At 71.7% G+C, this 17,293-nt stretch carries 10 protein-coding genes; 2 read left to right on the top strand and 8 right to left on the bottom strand.

The genetic code is table 11. The annotated features are described in order from the left end of the window. Position 1 precedes the first annotated feature (1 nt). From AC24FB_RS12470 to AC24FB_RS12460, 3 genes are read right to left on the bottom strand one after another with little or no spacing between them, the layout of a single operon-like run. Positions 2 to 1,327 (bottom strand): aspartate aminotransferase family protein, encoded by a 1,326-nt coding sequence (locus AC24FB_RS12470; RefSeq protein ID WP_425714952.1) that lies wholly within the window; start codon positions 1,325 to 1,327, stop codon positions 2 to 4. Further along, a complete protein-coding gene (locus AC24FB_RS12465) occupies positions 1,324 to 2,205 on the bottom strand; it encodes an amidohydrolase family protein (RefSeq protein ID WP_425714953.1) in 882 nt (293 codons plus the stop codon). The genes AC24FB_RS12470 and AC24FB_RS12465 overlap by 4 nt, the downstream gene beginning before the upstream one ends. Continuing rightward, positions 2,202 to 3,008 carry an IclR family transcriptional regulator gene (locus AC24FB_RS12460; protein WP_425714954.1) on the bottom strand — a complete coding sequence of 269 codons (807 nt, stop codon included), beginning with the start codon at positions 3,006 to 3,008 and terminating at the stop codon, positions 2,202 to 2,204. The genes AC24FB_RS12465 and AC24FB_RS12460 overlap by 4 nt, the downstream gene beginning before the upstream one ends. 199 nt (positions 3,009 to 3,207) lie before the next feature. On the opposite strand from AC24FB_RS12460, the gene AC24FB_RS12455 reads away from it, so the two are divergent. Beyond that, the gene (locus tag AC24FB_RS12455; RefSeq protein WP_425714955.1) at positions 3,208 to 6,318 is read left to right on the top strand and encodes a sialidase family protein; all 3,111 of its coding nucleotides are present in this window, start codon (positions 3,208 to 3,210) and stop codon (positions 6,316 to 6,318) included. 107 nt (positions 6,319 to 6,425) lie between these two features. After that, positions 6,426 to 10,601, top strand: a complete 4,176-nt coding sequence (locus AC24FB_RS12450) for an exo-alpha-sialidase (protein WP_425714956.1) — start codon at positions 6,426 to 6,428, stop codon at positions 10,599 to 10,601. A 278-nt stretch (positions 10,602 to 10,879) separates the two neighbouring features. Here the strand turns inward: AC24FB_RS12450 and AC24FB_RS12445 are convergent, their stop codons facing one another. The 5 genes from AC24FB_RS12445 to AC24FB_RS12425 form a co-directional block, all read right to left on the bottom strand. Beyond that, positions 10,880 to 11,359, bottom strand: a complete 480-nt coding sequence (locus AC24FB_RS12445; RefSeq protein WP_425714957.1) for a DUF4282 domain-containing protein — start codon at positions 11,357 to 11,359, stop codon at positions 10,880 to 10,882. Positions 11,360 to 11,473: 114 nt separating this feature from the next. After that, the gene (ettA, locus tag AC24FB_RS12440; protein ID WP_425714958.1) at positions 11,474 to 13,156 is read right to left on the bottom strand and encodes an energy-dependent translational throttle protein EttA; all 1,683 of its coding nucleotides are present in this window, start codon (positions 13,154 to 13,156) and stop codon (positions 11,474 to 11,476) included. A gap of 191 nt (positions 13,157 to 13,347) precedes the next feature. Next, positions 13,348 to 13,869: a single-stranded DNA-binding protein gene (locus AC24FB_RS12435; RefSeq protein WP_425714959.1), complete on the bottom strand. Its 522-nt coding sequence runs from the start codon at positions 13,867 to 13,869 to the stop codon at positions 13,348 to 13,350. 324 nt (positions 13,870 to 14,193) lie between these two features. After that, positions 14,194 to 15,654, bottom strand: a complete 1,461-nt coding sequence (locus tag AC24FB_RS12430; RefSeq protein WP_425714960.1) for a GTPase — start codon at positions 15,652 to 15,654, stop codon at positions 14,194 to 14,196. Next, a complete protein-coding gene (locus AC24FB_RS12425) occupies positions 15,651 to 17,288 on the bottom strand; it encodes a hypothetical protein (protein ID WP_425714961.1) in 1,638 nt (545 codons plus the stop codon). The genes AC24FB_RS12430 and AC24FB_RS12425 overlap by 4 nt, the downstream gene beginning before the upstream one ends. Positions 17,289 to 17,293: the final 5 nt, after the last annotated feature.

Below are 17,293 nucleotides of genomic sequence, written 5' to 3'. Positions count from 1 at the left end.
GTCAGGCGTTCGCCGCCTGCGCCGCGAAGATCCCCTCGCGCGCCATCGCACCGAGGACGTCCTCGGCCTGGGCGAGCGTGCGGTCGACGTCGGCCTCGGTGTGCGCGAGCGAGATGTGGTTCCGCTTGAGCGCCATCGGGTACATGAACGAGCCCTTGTCGATCATGCGGCGGTGGAAGGTCGCGTAGGCGTGGTCGTCGTTGCGCAGCAGGTCGCGGTAGCCACGCACCTCGCCGTCGAGGAAGTACGGGATGAAGACGGAGCCGAGACCGGTGACGTGCGCGGCGATCCCGGCGTCGTCGGCGATCTGCTGGAGACCCACGCGCATCCGGTCGCCGAGGCGGCCCACGTGACCGTAGAAGTCGACCTCGGGGTCCTTGAGGACCTCGATCGTGGCGATGGCGGCGGCCATCGACGCGGCGTTCCCGTTGAAGGTGCCGGCGAGCATGACCGAGCCGCCGGCGGGCGTGAAGTGGGACATCGCCTCGGTGGAGCCGGCGAGGCCCGCGACCGGGAACCCGTTGCCCATCGCCTTGCCGAAGGTGGTGAGGTCCGGGGTGACGCCGCACAGCTCCTGGTACCCGCCGAGCGCGTGCCGGAAGCCGGAGATCACCTCGTCGAAGATCAGGAGGCTGCCGTGCGCCCGTGTGATCTCGCGCAGGCCCTCGAGGAACTCCTGCTCGGGCAGGAGCGCGCCGACGTTGTGGGGCACGGGCTCGAGGATGACGGCGGCGATCTGCTCGGGGTGCCGGGCGAAGTGCTCCTGCACCGAGGCGAGGTCGTTGAACTCGGCGATCAGCGTGTGGTCGATGGCGTCGTCGAGGATTCCCGAGGAGTTCGGGTCGCGGCCCCAGGCGAGGTCGGGGCTCGAGATGACGTTGCGGGCGAGCGCGTCGTAGGACCCGTGGAAGTTGCCCTGGAACTTGAGGATGAAGGGGCGCCCCGTCGCGCCACGGGCGAGACGGACGGCCTGGAACGTGGCCTCCGACCCGCTCATCGTGGAGATGACCATCTCGGCGCTCGGGATGGCGTCGACCACGAGCCGGGCGAGCTCGACCTCGAGCTCCGTGGTCCCGACGCCCACGAGGTCGATGTCGGCGATCGCGCGGGTGACGGCGTCGTTGACCCGCTCGTCGCTGTGGCCGAGCAGGATCGCCCCGAAGGCGGCGTGGTAGTCGGTGTAGACGCCACCGTCCATGTCGGTCATCGTGGCGCCCTTGGCCGACCGCCAGGCCCATGGTGCGCCGATGCTGCGGGTGGCGGAGTTGACCCCGCCCGGGATGATGCGCTCGGCAGCCTCGGCGAGGCTGCGGGAGACGGATGTCACGAGGTGCTCCTAGGTGTCGAAGAGTGCGTGCCGGCGGGAGCGGTGAGCTCGAGCATCGTCAGCGCGTCGCAGTGGATGATCCGCTCGATCGTGTCGTCGGCCACGAACGGCAGGTTCCCGGCGCGGAACCGGGCGATCGCGCGCAGGTTGGCGAGCGCCTGCGCGGGGGTCCAGAGGGGGTAGTCGGAGCCGAACACGAGCTTGTCGACCGTGCGCCACTCCTGGGCGCCGACGAATGCGAAGAACGCGTCCATCGGCCGGGACGGGACGCCCGACACGTCGGCGAAGACGCGCGGGTTCTTGCGCAGCACGACGTTCGTGTCGCGCTGCCAGGGGTGGCCCATGTGCGCCATGACCTGGGTGAGGTCCGGGTGGCGGCGGGCGACCTCGTCGATGACCATCGGCTGGCTGACCGCGAGCCGGCCGACGGGGCTGGGGGTGGCGCCCATGTGCCACAGGGCGACCATGCCGTTCGCCCGAAGCGTCGTGTAGAAGTCGTCGAACTCGTCGGCGAGCGGGTCGAACAGCGACAGGACCGGGTAGAGCTTGACACCCTGGAAGCCGAGCTCGACGGCCTCGTCGAGCTGGTCGCGCCAGTCGGCGTCGAGCGGGTCGATCGAGCAGAACGGGATCGCCGGGGTCTGCATCCGTGCCACGAAGTCGGCGACGAAGCGGTTCGGCGTGCGCACCCCGGCCTGCGACGCCGCGAGGCCGAAGACGACCGCGACGTCGACGCCGGCCTCCTGCATGACCTGGTCGTAGGACTCGGGCGTGACCACCGGGTAGGGCTCGCCGCCGTAGGCGCCCTGCCAGTGGTCCTCGTGCTCGCTCCCCCAGTGCTCCGGCTGGTGGCAGTGGCTGTGGACGTCGACGATCATGCGGTGGCCATCCGGGGGCGCAGCGGCTCGAGCGCGGCGTCGAAACCGGGCGCCGCGACGAGCTCGGCCGCCGCGGCGTTGAGGACGGGGAGGAGCGTCGCACGGGCCGGCTCCTCGAGCTCGGCGCTCGGGGCGGAGACGGACATCGCCAACGTGGGGGCGCCGTGCGTCGGCAGGAGGACGGCCATGCAGGTGACGCCGCGGTTGCGCTCCTCGTCGTCGACGCTGTAGCCGTCCCGGCGGATCCGCTCGAGCTCGTCGACGATGCCGGCCCGGGTGGTGATCGTGCGTGCGGTCCAGCTCGAGTAGGGCTCGGACTCCGGGAGGTGGGCGTCGATGGCGTCCTCCGGGAGGACCGACATGAGCAGCTTGCCGAGTCCGGTGCAGTACGCGTGGTCGAGCGTGCCGCCGGTGGCGAAGCGGAGCGCGCGCTGCGGCTCCGCCACGTGCAGGTGGAGGACCGAGGGGCCCTCGAGGAGGCCGACGTTTGCGGTGAAGCCCACCTCGTCGGCGAGCCGGCTGAGGACCGGGGCCGCGACGTCGGACATGCTCGGCGGCCGGTAGCCCTCGGCGATCTCGTGGACGGCATGCCCGATCGAGTACGCCGGGTGCTCGCCGGAGCGGCGGACGAACCCCTCCTCCTCCATCACCTGGAGGAGGCGGACCGCGGTCGACTTCGGCAGCTCGAGCTCCGTGGCGATCGAGGCCAGCGTGAGGGGGGCGGGTGCCTTGCCGAGCAGTCGCAAGATCGCCAGGGCTCGGACGAGCCCTTGCGAGTGATACGACTTGGCACGCTGTTCCATGTCGGGGACCGTAACAGGGGATCGGCCACATGGAAACACATTCCATGTCACGAATGCGTGTCGCGACGTGGCACGCGGAGTGCGATGAGACCTCCATGCTCGGGCACATCACGATTCGGTCACGCGACATGACACTCTCGACATGGAACGGGGGTCCATGCTGATAGTTGCGTCTCAACGGTCGGCAAAGGAGCCACTCGTGATCGCCCTCCCCTTGGTCAGGTTCAGTCCCTCTACTCACCGGCGGTGGCTCGGTCTCGCCACCGCTGCGCTCCTCGCGCTCGTCCTGGCACTGGCGCCAGTGGCGGTGCTACGCGGGTCTCCCGCCGCTGCGGCGCCCGCGGACGGTGCCGTGCGCACGTTCGACGACGAGCCGCTCGGCGAGCCACCCGCGGACTGCCGGATCATCGGTGACGTCACCGTCGCCGAGGCCGCCTTCGGCGGCGCGGCCGAGACGAACCAGGCGATGCGGGTGGTCGACCAGAGCAGCTCGGTCTACACCCGAGCCTGGTGCACCTACCCCCAGACCGAGGAGCGGTCCGTCTCCTACCGGTTCTCTCCCGCCGAGTTCAACGCCGGCCCCTACGTCGCCATCCAAGGTGCCGAGGGCACCAGTGCCAACGGCGTCTGGCGGTTCACCTTCAACCGCGACGGGGACGACATCCGGATCGCGGCCTACGACGGGTCCAGCTTCGCCGACGTCGCCCGGGTCGCGGGTGGCGCGGCACTCAACGAGTGGGTGGACGTCACCATCAACGCCACGACCGAGCGCGCCGAGATCATCGTCAACGGCGTCCGGTTCCAGACCGAGAGGCGCAACGCACCCTCGCCCACGTTGGGCGAGATCTACTTCGGGTCCGCCGGCGCCAGCGCCGTCGGCGTCGACTACTACATCGACGACCTCGCCGTCTCCGGCGAGCTGCCCGACGATGCCTTCGCGGGCCTCGCCGTCGAGCCCCTCCTCGACGACTTCATCGACGCCGGCGAGGTCGTGGACCTGTCCGTCGCGCGCGTCCAACTGCCCGAGGGCGCCGACGTCGCGGACTACACCGCGGTCGCCGAGTGGCAGGGCGAAACCATCCCCGCCGAGCTCACAGGCCCCGACGACGACGGCTGGGCGACCATCTCGATCTCCCACACCTTCGGTGACGGGGAGCGCGGGATCCTGCGCACGATCGTCACCGGCCCGGACGGGACCGAGTCGGTGGCCGCGCAGTCCGTCGGCGCGAGCTCCAGGATTCAGCCGGACGTCATCATCGCGGAGGGCGACGGCGACGAGCGGCCCTTCTTCCCGGAGGTCGCACGCCTCGACGACGGACGCCTGGTCACCGTCTACTACTGGTCGAACGGGCACTCGCCGGGCGACGGCGGTGATCCCGGTCAGATCCGGTGGACCGAGAGCACCGACGGGGGGCTGACCTGGTCGGAGCCGCGGGTCGTCATCGACACGCCCGACGACGACCGCGACCCCCAGATCACGCAGCTGCGCGACGGCACCATCGTGCTCACCTGGTTCCAGACGGACTGGACCGACTATCCCGCCGAGGGCGCCACGATCGACACCTACGTGGCACGCTCCGAGGACGGCGGCACGACGTGGTCCGACCCCGCCCTCGTCGAGACGTCGATGAGCTGCGGCTGCGGGCCCCGCAGCGGCCACTACCTCCTCGGCTGGGCGGCCGAGTCCGGCAACGTCGTCGAGCTGGACAACGGCGACCTGCTCGTCCCCCTGTACGGGACGCGCCCCGATGCCGCGCTGAGCCGCGCCAGCGTCGTGCGCAGCACGGACGGCGGACGGACCTGGCCGCTGGAGAACGAGGTGATGATCCCGTCGGAGCCCGGGGTCGGCCTCTCCGAGATCGAGGTGGCCGTCCTGGACGACGACCACCTGACCGCCGTCATCCGGCCCGGCCTCGTCAGCGAGTCGTTCGACCACGGTCGCACGTGGTCCGTCGCGAGCCCGGTCCCGTGGAGCATGCAGGCTCCCGACATCCTCACGCTGCCCGGCGGCCGGATGCTGCTCACGTACGGCGGCAACGACTACGGGTCCAGCGAACCCGTCGTCGGCCGGCTCGCGCACCCGGGGCAGGCCTGGACCGACACGACTCCCGTGCTCCTGTACATGTCGCGGCAGAACGTCGACCAGGGCGATCCGAGCTCCGCCGTCGTCTCCGGCGACGAGTACCTCACGGTGAGCTACGACACGAACATCAACGCCGTCGTCGGCACGTTCAGCTCCCTGGGTGACTATCCCGCGGACCCGAACGAGCCCGAGCCGGTGGCGGGGTCGATCACGGCGTCCGTCGAGGACGTTGACGGTGCTGCTGTTGCCGGTGGCGCGATCACGGTCGTGGCGCCCGGTGACGGTGAGGAGATCACGGTCGTCGACGGCGGAGAGGCCGACCTGGCCGAGGCCGACGGCGTCATCACGGTGGTCGTCGAGGGCGCCGGGGACTACGAGGTCACGCTGACCGGCGTGCCCGAGGGCTACGAGCACGAGGCGACCACGGCCACTGCCGCGATCACCGAGGAGACGCCCGACGTCACGCTCGACCCGTTCCTCGTCACGCTCATCGACGACGAGGAGCCGGGCGAGCCCGGGGAGCCGGACCCTGAGCCCGTTCCGCCGTCGCCGGGTCGTGGGTTCTACCTCAACGACGACTGGGACATCTGGGCCGACCACGAGTTCAGCTTCGGCCGCCCCGGCGACGAGGTCCTCGTCGGTGACTGGGACGGCGACGGCTCCGACACCCTCGCGGTCAGGCGTGGGAACGCGTACTACCTGTCCAACACCCTCTACGGCGGGACGGCGGACGTGGAGCTGACCTTCGGCCGCTCCGGCGACACCGTCCTCGTGGGCGACTGGGACGGCGACGGGTCCGACTCCTTCGCCATCCGACGCGGGAACTCCTACTTCCTCACCAACCGGCTCACCGGCGGGAACGCGGAGACCGAGCTGGACTACGGCCGGGCGTCCGACCAGGTCCTCGTCGGTGACTACGACGCCGACTCCGTGGACACGTTCGCCGTGCGGCGCGGCACCACCTACTACGTCTCCAACTCGCTGACCTCGGGTTGGGCGGACGCGCAGTTCGACTACGGCCGGGCGAACGACCAGGTCCTCGTGGGCGACTGGGACGGCGACGGCGCAGACACCTTCGCCTCCCGACGCGGGAACCAGTACCTCGTGTCCAACACCCTCACAGGCGGGTGGGCCGACATCGAGCAGTTCTACGGCCGCACCGGCGACGAGGTCGTCGTCGGCGACTGGAACCGCGACGGCACCGACACCCTCGGCATCCGCCGCTGACAAACCCCCGATCACCGACGTCCCCACCGCCCCCGGGCGGGCCCCCCGCATGACCCCAGGCGCCGCCACACCGTGCCGGCCGCACCACCGAGGAGGAAGTGGAAGAGATGAAACTCCGCAGATCGCGTCCACGACGCGCCGCGCTCGCGGCCGCCGTGGCCGCCTGTGCCCTGACGCTGGTGTCGGGCGCCGTCGTACCGAGCTCACCGGCCGTAGCGGCGCCGGCCGACGGCACCGTGCGCACCTTCGACGACGAACCGCTCGGCGAGCCACCCGCGGACTGCCGCATCATCGGCGACGTCACCGTCGCCGAGGCGGCCTTCGGCGGCGCCGCCGAGACCAACCGGGCGATGCGCGTGGTCGACCAGGACAACTCTGTCTACACGCGCGCCTGGTGCAACTACCCCCAGACCGAGGAACGCTCGGTCTCCTACCGGTTCTCCCCCGCCCAGATCAACGCCGGCCCCTACGTGGCCATCCAGGGCGCACCGGGCACCAGCGCCAACGGCGTCTGGCGGTTCACGTTCAACCGCGACGGCGACGACATCCGCGTCGCCGCCTACGACGGGTCGAGCTTCGCCGACGTCGCCACGATCCCGGGAGGTGCCACCCTCAACGAGTGGGTCGACGTCACCATCAACGCGACCACCGAGCGCGCCGAGCTCGTCCTCAACGGCGTCCGCTTCGAGACCGACCGACGCAACGCCGAGTCGCCCACGATGGGCGAGATCTTCTTCGGGTCCGCCGGACAGAGTCCCGTCGGCGTCGACTACTACATCGACGACCTCGCCGTCTCCGGCGAGCTGCCCGAGGACGCCTTCGCCGGCCTCACCATCGAGTCCACCTTCGACGACAGCGGCCTCGCCGTCGGCACGGAGGTCACCGACGAGCCCATCGCCCGGTTCGTGCTCCCCGAGGGCGCGGACGTCGCGGACTACACGGCGGTCGCCGAGTGGCAGGGCGAGACCATCCCGGCCGTGCTCAGCGGGCCCGACGAGGACGGGTGGGTGACGGTGTCGATCTCGCACACCTTCGCCCAGGCCGGCGTCAACACGCTGCGCACGGTCGTCACCGACACCGCCGGCAACGAGTCCGACAGCACCCAGGAGGTCACGGTCGCCGGCGAGTTCGACACGCTCACCTTCGAAAACGACGACGTCGGGTCCGTGCCGGCCGAGTGCTCCACGCTCGACGGCTACGACCCGGCGCTCGTCAGCGACGAGGCCGCGTCCGAGGGCGAGCGCTCGCTCCGTGTGCAGGACACGAGCTCCGACGCGGCCGTCGGCGTGACCTGCCCGGTGGCTCCCCAACAGGGCGCCTACCTCGCCTTCGACGTCAACCCCACGGCACTCGAGGGATTCACGTTCGACATCGTCGGCGACTCCCTGCTCCCGACCGGCCACCCGGCCAACTCGCTGTTCCGCCTGCGGGTGATCGACGACGGCAGCATCCAGTGGTACGAGCAGTGGACGAGGACCTGGCGCGAGCTGGCCCCGGCCGGCAGCGTCCCGCTCGGCGAGTGGTCGCAGATCGAGGTGGCGGTGCCGAGCGACAACGCCGCCGCGCGGGTGAGTGTCGGCGGCGAGTACGTCGGCTCCGCGGGGTCGACGATCGGCAACAACTCGGGCGCGACCAACGCGGTCACGGCCATCACCGGGCTCGCATTCACCACGGGTGCGACCGGCGTCGGGGCTGCGGTCGACGATCTCTTCATCGACGACGTCACGTTCGGCACGGCCGAGGAGACCCCGGCCGAGGCGGTCGGCACCGCGCCGTTCACCATCGGCGACACCGTGACGATCGACGACGACGGCGAGGATCTCGGCTTCCCCCTCGGCGGGATCCTCGTCCCGACCGACGACGGCGGACGTCGCATCATCTTCCCGTACTCGGCCAGCCCGGACCGCATCGACGCCTCCGGCTTCCTCTTCGGGATGTCGGACGACGACGGCGCGAGCTGGACCCCCGCCGTGGACCTCAACCCCATGCCGGACGCCTCGGGCATCACCGTGTCGAGGCTCCGCAACGGCGACATCATCGCGGTCGACTTCAACACGTTCATGGTGGACGGGAGCGGCAACCAGCAGGCCACCGTGGAGACCGCGGTCTCCTCCGACGGCGGCACGACCTGGGAGTACCGCGACGGTGTGCTCGACACGCCCGAGCCGATGCGGCCGATCGGCGCCACCTCACCGCGGCCGGGGACGACGCTGGGCGGCTTCGTGCTGCTCCACACCCTGCTCGAGGACCCCGACGGGACGCTGTACATCTCGGCCTACGGGTACTACGAGGGCGACGAGAACTACCGCCAGCTCCTGCTCGTCTCCGAGGACGGCGGCATCAACTGGGACGTCGCGGGCACGGCCGCCGAGCCGGACCCGGAGCTCGCCGACGTCACCGCCTACGACGGACCGAGCGAGGGCGCGGTCGAGCGGCTCGCCGACGGTTCGCTGTACATGGTCATGCGCACCGGCTGGCACCTGCCGATGCTCCACTCGCGCTCGACGGACGACGGCGCGACCTGGAGCGAGCCGGAGCCGATCGACGTCGGCCCGGCCGGGCAGGACCTGGAGAGCGTCCAGCCCACGATGGAGATGCTCCCCTCGGGCGAGCTGCTCCTCATGGTGGGGCGGCCCGGGCTCGTGCTCACGATGTCCGAGAGCGGGCGCGGGGACGACTGGAGCGTCCCGGTCGGCGTCGACTACAACAACTCCGAGAACGGCGCCTTCACGGTGCTCGACTCGATGAACGTCGTCGTCGCCGGTGACCGCGGGCGTGTGGCGCCGTGGGAGGTGTGGTCGCGGAACGTCTCGATCGCACCGCCGTGCGAGCAGACGATCACCGGCGCCCACGACGGATCGGTCACCGCCGGCGCGGGCGGGCTCTGCCTCGACGACGCGAGCGTCACCGGCGACGTCACCGTCGCGGACGGTGGCAGGCTCATCGTCCAGGACTCCGAGGTCACCGGTTCTGTCACCACCAACGGCGCCTCCGTCGTCGCGATCTGCGGGTCCGGCGTCACCGGACCGGTGAGCATCGCTGGTACGACCGGCCAGGTCTCGGTGGGCGACACGACCGCCGGGTGTGAGCAGTCGACGATCGGGGGCACGCTCAGCGTCACCGGCACGGCGGGCCCTGTCGTCATCGACCGCTCGGAGGTCGCCGACGACGTGACGATCGCGGACAACAGCGGCCGCATGGCGACCATCCTCTCCGGTCTTACCGTCGACGGCTCGCTGGCCTGCACGGGCAACGCGGTCGTCCCGACGGACTCGGGCGTGCCCTTCACGGTCGCGGGCGCGGCCAGCGGGCAGTGCGGGACCGACGAGCCCGAGCCGGTGGTGGTGACTCCTGAGGACGTGGTGTTCACGGACGAGGACGGGACCGACGCGGACACCTTCACGGTTCCCGAGGTCGAGGGCGTGGAGTACCTGGTCGGCGACGAGGTCGTCGAGGCGGGCACGCACCCCGGTGAGGGGACCGTGACCGTCACGGCGCGCGCCGCCGACGGGTACGAGCTGGCCGAGGATGCCACCACCGAGTGGAGCCACACCTTCGACGACAGCACGACGCCGGACCCCGACCCCGAGCCGGTCCCCCCGACCCCGGGTCGTGGGTTCTACCTCAACGACGGCTGGGACATCTGGGCCGACCACGAGTTCTCCTTCGGCCGCCCCGGCGACCAGGTGCTCGTGGGCGACTGGGACGGCAACGGGTCCGACACGCTCGCCGTGCGCCGCGGGAACGCCTATTTCCTGTCCAACTCCCTCTACGGGGGCAACGCGGACATCGAGCTGACCTTCGGCCGCTCCGGGGACACCGTGCTCGTGGGTGACTGGGACGGTGACGGCGTGGACTCCTTCGCCGTTCGTCGCGGTAACTCGTACTTCCTGACCAACTCGCTTGCGGGTGGGGACGCGGAGACCGAGCTGGACTACGGCCGCGCCAATGACCAGGTCCTGGTCGGTGACTACGACGGCGACGGGACGGACACGTTCGCGGTGCGTCGTGGGGCCCGGTACTTCGTGTCCAACAGCCTGGCCAGTGGCTGGGCGGATGCGGAGTTCACCTACGGGCGCGGCAACGACCAGGTGCTCGTGGGTGACTGGGACGGGGACGGGAGCGACACGTTCGCCTCGCGTCGCGGGAACCTGTACCTGATGTCGAACACCCTCACGGGTGGTTGGGCGGACCAGGAGGTTCGTTACGGCCGGTCGGGTGACGAGGTCTTCGTCGGTGACTGGAACGGCGACGGCTCCGACACGTTGGGTGTCCGCCGCTGACTGCCGGTTGCTCGTCCGTGAGTGACGAGTGAGCGGCTGTCGGTTCGACCAGTGAGCGGGCCCCGCACCCATCAGGGTGCGGGGCCCGCTTCGTCGTCCCCGGGGCGACGCGCTCACTCGTTGGGAGGACTTCCCCTCACTCGCCGGGCGGGCGGGCGAGCGAACGGACCACTGTCCAGCACGAACGAGCGCCGCCCGGTCTGTGACCGGGCGGCGCTCACTCGTCGTCGGAGCTGGTGCTCGCGTATGCGGCGGACGACTCGCGCCGCACGCTCGTCCTACCTGCGCTGACGCGAGACCGCCACGACGATCTCGATGAAGCCGCGCAGCACGGCGACCTTGAGGAGCACGACGGCGAGGCTGAGCACCCACTGCACCCACAGGCCGGCCGGGGCATCGCCGTAAGCGCTCGTCAGGGTGAAGATCTCGCCGATCCACTCGACGGCGAGGATCGCCACGCCGATGTAGAAGATCGTCGAGGCGAATCGCGCGACGGCCGACTCGGTGAAGCTGCCGGAGAAGAGGGCGGAGAAGACGTTCCCCTGGCCCTGGGCCTGCGGCGCGTACTGCTGACCCGGCGCACCGTAGCCGGCGGGGGCCTGTCCCGGCTGCCCCTGGGCGTAGCCGCCCGTCTGGCCGTAGCCGGCCCCGGGGGCGGGCTGGCCGTAGCCCTGCGGCTGCTGTCCGTACCCGTGGTCGGGGCCGGGCTGCCCGCCGGGGCCGGGCGCCGATGCTGCCGAGGGGTTGTACTCAGTCACTGTCTCTCCTGGAGTCGTTGAGGATGGGCCGCGAGGGACCATATCGGACCCGCGACAGCACAAACGAACCGGCCGCGCCTGACGCGCGCGGCCGGTTCGTCGGTGGGACCGAGGTCAGTCGCGCGTGAGCTTGCGGTAGGTGACGGAGTGGGGGCGCACGGCCTCCGGGCCGAGGCGCTGGACCTTGTTGGCCTCGTAGGACTCGAAGTTGCCCTCGAACCAGTACCAGCTGGCCGGGTTCTCCTCGGTGCCCTCCCACGCGAGGATGTGCGTGGCGACGCGGTCGAGGAACCACCGGTCGTGCGTGACGACGACCGCGCAGCCGGGGAACTCGAGCAGGGCGTTCTCCAGGGAGCCGAGGGTCTCGACGTCGAGGTCGTTGGTGGGCTCGTCGAGGAGCAGGAGGTTGCCGCCCTGCTTGAGCGTGAGCGCGAGGTTGAGGCGGTTGCGCTCACCGCCGGACAGCACGCCGGCCCGCTTCTGCTGGTCCGGCCCCTTGAAGCCGAACGCCGAGACGTACGCGCGCGAGGGCATCTCGACGTTGCCGACTTGGATGTAGTCCATCCCGTCCGAGACGACCTCCCAGAGGCTCTTGTCCGGGTCGATGCCGCCGCGCGACTGGTCGACGTAGCTGATCTTCACCGTCTCGCCGATCGTCAGGTCGCCGGAGTCCAGCGGCTCCAGGCCGACGATCGTCTTGAACAGCGTCGTCTTGCCGACACCGTTGGGGCCGATGACGCCGACGATGCCGTTGCGCGGGAGGCTGAAGGAGAGTCCGTCGATGAGCACGCGGTCGTCGAAGCCCTTGTGCAGGTCGCGCGCCTCGATGACCACGCTGCCGAGCCGCGGACCGGGCGGGATCTGGATCTCCTCGAAGTCGAGCTTCCTCGTGCGCTCGGCCTCGGCGGCCATCTCCTCGTAGCGGGCGAGTCGCGCCTTCGACTTGGCCTGCCGGCCCTTGGCGTTGGAGCGCACCCACTCGAGCTCGTCGGCCAGGCGCTTGGCCATCTTGGCGTCCTTCTTGCCCTGGACCTCGAGGCGCTGCTGCTTCTTCTCCAGGTACGTGGAGTAGTTGCCCTCGTACGGGTAGAGGCGGCCGCGGTCGACCTCGGCGATCCACTCGGCCACGTGGTCGAGGAAGTACCGGTCGTGCGTGACGGCGATGACGGCGCCGGGGTACTTCGACAGGTGCTGCTCGAGCCAGAGGACGGACTCGGCGTCGAGGTGGTTGGTGGGCTCGTCGAGGAGCAGGAGGTCGGGCTGCTCGAGCAGGAGCTTGCACAGCGCGACGCGGCGGCGCTCACCACCCGAGAGGTTGGTGACCGGCGAGTCCGGCGGCGGGCAGCGCAGCGCGTCCATGGCCTGCGCGAGCTGGGCGTCGATGTCCCACGCGTTGGCGGCGTCGATCTCGGTCTGGAGCTTGCCCATCTCCTCCATGAGCGCGTCGAAGTCGGCGTCCGGCTCGGCCATCTCGTTGCCGATCTCGTTGAACCGCTCGACCTTGCCCAGGATCTCGCCCACACCCTCCTGGACGTTGCCGAGGACGGTCTTCTCCTCGTTGAGCGGCGGCTCCTGCAGGAGGATGCCCACGGTGTGACCGGGGGTGAGGACGGCGTCGCCGTTCGACGGCTGGTCGAGGCCGGCCATGATCTTGAGGATCGTGGACTTCCCCGCGCCGTTCGGACCGACCATGCCGATCTTGGCGCCCGGGTAGAACGACATCGTCACGTCGTCGAGGATGACCTTGTCCCCGTGGGCCTTGCGGGCCCGGACCATGGAGTAGATGTACTCGGCCACGTAGCTCCCTCTCGATCGGGTGGTGGGGTGTGCCCGGCCCGTGCGGCCGCGGCGCTGTCCCCCAGCGTAGGCGAGGCGGGGGAACCGGGCCCAACCCGTCCTCGCATCCGACCCGGGAGGCGCCGACCTGTCGACGACGATCACCCCGGGCGTCCGACCACTCTCCCCGCGCGGCCGGACGCCCCGGGCGGTCAGAAGGCCGACTCGAGCTCGCGGTCGACCTCGAGGGGCTCGGACTCGATCCCGTGACCGGTCTCGACGCCGTCGGCCTCGTCGACCTCCGGCGCACCGGAGAGATCGCCGTCCGACGACGCCGGACCCTGCTGCTCGCCCTGGCCCGCCGTTCCGTTGTCGACCTTCGTGTAGGTGGTCAGCCCGCGGGACATCTCGAGAGCGACGGACTCGCCATTGATGACGAGGTTGGTGCGCTCCCCGCCGTCCTTGCCGGTCCACGTCTCGGTGGCGAGGTTCCCGCGTACGAGCACGGGCGTCCCCTTCTTGACTGACGCCCCGATGTGGGGCGCCATCCGGCCGAAGTTCTTGACGTTGAACCACTGGGTGGGTCCGTCCACCCAGGTGTTGCTCACGGTGTCGAACTTGCGCGGGGTCGAACCGAGGCGGAACGACACCCAGGGCGTCCCGGACTCGGTGGTACGGAGGATGGCGTCGGCGGCGGCGTTGCCGCGCACCGTCACCTGGATCTCGTTGGACATGACGTGCTCCTTCGCTGCCGGCGCCGTGCCGACTCGCGCCCACCGTGGCGTGAGGGACCCACTCGATGTGCGGACCGTCGTCGGGGGCTGTGGACGAGGGTGCAGTCCGCGGACCTGTGGGGACGTCGTGGCGGGCGGGACGGCCCTGAGCCGCGCTCTCGACGAGGAGCGAGACCCCGAGCCGCGCTCTCGGCAGAAGGTCGAGGCGCTACCCCGCACTCTCGACCAGAAGGCGGGGCTCCCAACCGCAATCTCGGCGGGCACCAACCGCAATCTCGACGACGACGAACCGCAATCTCGACGACAGGTGAGTGATGGGGACTGTCAGGCGAGGGCCGTGCGGAGGGACTCGTGATCGGCGAGGACCGGCTCGGCGGGCTCGCGCAGGGCGGAGCGCCCCACGTCGCGCAGCCGGGAGTCGAGCTCGCGGGAGTAGCCGGTCGCGCGCTCGTCGGCCGCCGTGGCCCTCACCCTCGGCGCCGCGAGGAGCAGACCCGCCCCGACGCCGGCGAGCACCACGGCCCCGAGCACCCATGCGACCAGCGGCAGGGACGCAATCAGCCCGACGACCACCACGACGACCGCCAGCGCGAGCGCCACCGCGCCCCCGATCTGCAGCCCGCGGGCGCGGGGCACGTCGGTGGCGGGCAGCGGGACCTCCGCGACGGCGGCGTCCACCGCGCGGGCCAGGTCCGGCGCGTCGGTGACGGCGTCGTCGAGCGACCTCGACCACCGCTCGGGCACGCCCGCGGTGACCTCGGCGAGCCAGTCGCCGCGCACGTCGGCCACGGCGAGCGGTCGGACCGGCTCGGGCCTCGCGGCCGCGCCGCCCGAACGGACGGCGGTGCGCACCGAGTCGGCGGCGGCCTCGGTCCCGACGGCGCGGGAGAGGTGGGCGCCCACGGCGTCGTCGGCGGGCGGGGTGATCTGCCGGTCGGCGACCTGGTCGGCGAGGCGCTCGGCGAGGCGGTCGATCCCGGCGTCGAGCGTGGCCGACGAAGTCGTGGGACGCACGAGCGCGCGGGCGAGGAACTCCCGCACGTCGGCGACCCCCTCCCCCGTCAGCGCGGAGGCGGTGAGGATCTCGACCCCGTCGAGGCCGTCGCGGCGCAGCACCTCCCGCACGTCCTCGACGACGACGTCGACGTCCTGCTCGCGCAGGTTGTCGATCTGGTTGACCACCACGAGCATGTGCTCCTCGCGGCCGCGCAGGTGCGTGAGGTAGTTGTCGTGGAGGACGTGGTCGGCGTACTTCTGCGGGTCGACGATCCAGACGAGGACGTCGACGAGCGGCAGCATCCGCTCGACGATCCGCTGGTTGGACTCCGAGCGGGAGTCGTGGTCCGGCAGGTCGAGGAGGACGAGGCCGTGCAGGAGCTCCTCGTCCGAGGCGTCGAGCAGCGACTCGCGCGTCACCCGGCGACCGGGCTCGACGAGGAGGAAGTCGAGCAGACGTGTCGCGTCCGGACCCCACACACAGGCCGTGGGCTCCTCGGTGGTCGGGCGCAGCGGCCCCACCTCGGCCACCTCGAGCGTGGCGATCTGGTTGAACATCGACGACTTGCCCGAGCCGGTCCCGCCGACGAGCGCGACGACCGCGTGGTCCACGCCGAGCTCGAGCCGGTCGAGCAGCTCCGCGCACCGCTCGCGCGCGGTGGCCGCGGCCTCGGCGTCCACCCGGTCGCCGGCACGGTCGAGCGCCTCGGTGAGGGCGCCGATGCGGGCACGCAGCCGCTCGGCGACGGGACGGTCGGAGGCGGCCGCGATCGGTGCGGTCTGGGTCACGTGAACTCCTTGAGCTCGCCCGCGCGGAGGCGGACGGCGGTGCCGGGGTCGACGGCGAGGTCCGCAAGGACGTCGGCGTAGGGGCGGGCGACGTCGCGGACGGCGCCCTGGGCCAGGTCGGTCAGGCTCTCGCGGGCGCCGGTCACGAGCCGCTCCCCGTCGGCCGGGAACAGCCCACGCAGCGCGGTGGCGGGGCCGGCGAGGCCCACGGCAGCGGCGCGCACGAGGCCGGCGACCCCGTCGGCCCCGAGCACGTCGCCCGCCGTCGTCCCGGACGCGACCGGGTCGACGGCCGCTGAGACCGAGGCCTGCCACGCCTCGACAGCGCGCTCGGCGAGCGCCTCGGGGCCGCGCGCGCGGCGGACCCGCTCGCCGGCGAGGATCTCGGCGGCACCCCCGGCCTCCCAGCGCGAGGTCATCGCCGAGTCAGCGGCGCGCACGTGCCGCAGGATCGTGTCGTGGACGGGGCCGTCGACCTGGGCGCCCACGCTGACGGCGGCGGCCCGGCGTTCCTCGTTGACCCGCGCGCGACCGGAGCGCAGCCGCTCGGGACGGGTGGCGACCCGGGCGAGCGGACCGCCGGTCGAGGCGAGCGCGAGCCAGCGCGTGGTGGGCGATCCGTGCCCGAGCGACGGGTCGGTCACGGCCTCGCGGACGTCCGCCAGCGGTCCGGCGATCGCGTCGTCGACCAGCCCGGTCAGCTCCTCGGCGCGCCGCACCTGCGCGTCGGCGGCGTCGGCGATCGCGAGCAGGTCGGCGCGAAGGGCCGCCCACGTGGTCCGGGTCGTGTGCCGGCGCAGCATCGACCCCGCCCGGGAGCGCGCGACGAGGCCGAGCCACTGCCGCAGCTCGGAGACCCTCTCGGGCGGGAGCGGACCGTGGTTCGGTCCGACGTCGGGCACCACGAAGATCGGGGCGTCCGAGGCGCCGAGGGCCTGGAGCCTCCTGGTGAGGTCCTGCTCGACCTCGCGCCGGACCCGGTCGTTGGCCCGGTTGAGGACGACCGCGACCGTCACCCCGCGCGCCTGCGCGGCGGCGAGCGCCGACCACGGCAGCTCGTCGCCGTACCGCACGGGGGTGGTGACGAATACCCACAGGTCGGCGGCCTCGACGAGCCGCGCGGACAGCTGCCGGTTGCGCGCCTCGACCGAGTCGAGGTCCGGGGCGTCGAGCACGGCCACGCCCCGCGGGACCTGATCGGTCGGCGCGAGGCGGGCCAGCTCGAGAAGCGGGTTGTCCACGAGCGCGTCGGCGTCGTCGGGGTGCGCCGCGAGGATCGCGGTGCGCGTGGTGGGCCGGAGCACGCCGGCGAGGGAGATCTCGTCGCCCACGAGTGAGTTGAGCAGGGTCGACTTGCCGGCCCCCGAGGAGCCGCCCAGCACGACCACCGCCGGCGCCGAGTCCTCGCGCAGGCGCGGCAGGAGGCGGACCTCGAGCTCCGTGAGCACGCGTCGTCGCCGCCCGCGCGCCTCCTCGGCGCCCGGGATGTCGAGCGGGAGCCGCAGCTCGCGCAGGTCGCTCAGCGTGTCGGCGATGACGGCCACCCGGGGTAGACGGTCGGGGGTGTCGCCCGCCTGCGCGGACCGGCGGGCGACGTCGGGCGTCGCAGCGCGTCGGTTCTCGGGGGTGGGCACATGGG

It is taken from the genome of Georgenia sp. Z1344, from assembly GCF_057652375.1.
This window is presented reverse-complemented; position numbering and strand designations above follow the sequence as displayed.